This is a genomic window from Moorena sp. SIO4A1, assembly GCF_010672065.1.
In the GTDB taxonomy this organism is placed as follows: domain Bacteria; phylum Cyanobacteriota; class Cyanobacteriia; order Cyanobacteriales; family Coleofasciculaceae; genus Moorena.
In genome coordinates, this window is record NZ_JAAHHX010000837.1 from 1 (window position 1) to 1,270 (window position 1,270).

General features: G+C 44.6%; 1 protein-coding gene and 1 pseudogene. Both read right to left on the bottom strand.

Features of this window, described 5'->3' with window-relative positions; all coding sequences use genetic code 11:
• Window positions 1–590, bottom strand: a pseudogene (locus tag F6K53_RS43335) (hypothetical protein); the annotation flags it as partial.
• A 192-nt stretch (window positions 591–782) separates the two neighbouring features.
• Window positions 783–1,226, bottom strand: coding sequence for a cyanase (gene cynS, locus F6K53_RS43340; protein WP_070391212.1), 444 nt, complete (start codon window positions 1,224–1,226; stop codon window positions 783–785).
• Window positions 1,227–1,270: the final 44 nt, after the last annotated feature.

Genomic DNA, 1,270 nt, shown 5'->3' on the forward strand with positions numbered 1-1,270 from the left:
GACCAAGCACAGTCTAGACTAGATCCAGGGAGTTCAAGGGTTTCTGGTGGGTCTGACCAGTTTTCAATGTCCCAGATTTTAACACGACCATGGCCACTAGCAGCAAGGAATTTACCCTGGGGATGCCAAGCTATATTGAAAACTGATGAGTCTGCAAAGTTTAACTCTGCCATTACTTGCCCTTGGTTAACATCCCAAACCTGAACCTGGCGATTGACGGCAAAAGCTAATAGATTTTTTTGGGGATGCCAAGCTAGGGAGTCAATCCAAGCGTTGCCCTGATCCAGGGTTGTAATTCGCTTAAAGTTGGGGGAATTGACCCCCAATTGCCAGATACTAACTTTGCCTTCCTGTCCAGCAGTCCCTAGATAATTGCCATCTTGGGAAAAGCCCACACAGTCTAGGGAATAGTCATGGCTGGCTGTCAAAATTTCGAGATTACCCTGTTGCCATAACGCCAGTTCTCCTGCAGCAGTAACAATAGCTAGATAATTACCTTGGTTTGACCAAACTAAGGCTGTGATGTACTCAGACAATAGCCGTTTATCTAACTGTTTTAGTGTGTTCGTGGTTTTGGATTTAGTTGACACTGATTCCCTGGTATAGCACTACACATTAAGATTAGTAGCGTAGGGTGCGTTAGGGGCGGGCTCCCCTTGATTTTCCCTCTCTTGACATCGGTTGAGAGAGCCCGGCCCGTAACGCACCACCGGGTCAAACACCATGCATTGAAATGCACCTGGATAATTTACGTTTACCCCGACAGCATTAATCATCCTAAGCTACCACTTTTTGTAGGGTAGGAATTTACCACACATAATGATTTGTACGCGATCGCCTTTCGGGTCTTCTACTTTCTCTACTTCTATGGAAAAATCAATAGCACTCATAATCCCATCCCCAAACTTCTCATGGACCACCGCTTTGATCGGCATACCATACACTTGCATAATTTCGTAAAAGCGGTAAATTAGGGGATCGGTAGGAATTTGAGGGTCTAGGGAACCCTTGAGAGGTGGCACGGTTAATTCTTCAGCTACGGATTCTGGTAAACCCAAAGCGGTGACTAGTTTGGTCGCTTCCTCCATATCTGCGCTAGCTTGACGATAGATCACAGAAGCGACCCAAGTTTCATCCCTACCTACAACTTTTTCCAAATCTTCAAAGGTGAGTCCTTTTTCTTTTTTTGCGGCTAACAACTGTTTAGTAATTTCTGCAATTGCCATAATAATTGATGTCTCCTGATTTTCGATCTTTGGTATTTTACACT